Source organism: Streptomyces albus subsp. albus (assembly GCF_000725885.1).
GTDB lineage: Bacteria > Actinomycetota > Actinomycetes > Streptomycetales > Streptomycetaceae > Streptomyces > Streptomyces albus.
On sequence record NZ_JODR01000079.1, the window covers coordinates 1 to 647 of the forward strand.

The following is a 647-nucleotide window of genomic DNA, read 5'->3' on the forward strand; positions in this document are numbered from 1 at the left end:
GTGCCGTTGGTGTTGTCGGCGAAGTCGCCGCAAGCCCTGCGCGAACAGGCCTCAGCTCTCAGCCGGCACCTGCGTGACCACCCCGAAGAACCCCTCCACCACACCGCACACACCCTCGCCTGCCACCGCACCCACCACCCCTACCGCACCGCCGCCACCGGCACCCGCAACCACCTCATCAAAACCCTCAACAACACCCCCACCCACACCCGAGCCCGCCCCACACCACCCGGCATCACCGCCCTCTACACCGGCCAAGGCAGCCAACACCCCGGCATGGGCCAACAACTCGCCCACCACTTCCCCGCCTACGCCCACGCCCTCGACCAAGCCGCCCAACTCCTCCAACCCCACCTCGACCAACCACTCCACCACCTCATGTGGCACACCGACCCCCACACCCTCAACCAAACCCAATACGCCCAACCCACCCTCTGGGCCCACCAAACCGCCCTCACCCACCTCTGGCACACCCTCGGCATCACCTTCACCCACACCACCGGCCACTCCACCGGCGAAATCGCCGCCGCCACCCTCGCCGGCATCCTCACCCCCCAAGACGCCGCCACCCTCATCACCACCCGCGCCCACCTCATGCAAAACCTCCCCCACACCGGCACCATGCTCACCATCCAAGCCACACCGGA

Annotated in this window: 1 protein-coding gene; it reads left to right on the forward strand. The window is 68.0% G+C overall.

Annotated features, from left to right (window positions below):
- The coding region (locus tag IO40_RS34595; protein WP_033230470.1) for an acyltransferase domain-containing protein at nt 1–647 on the forward strand (647 nt) is incomplete at both ends.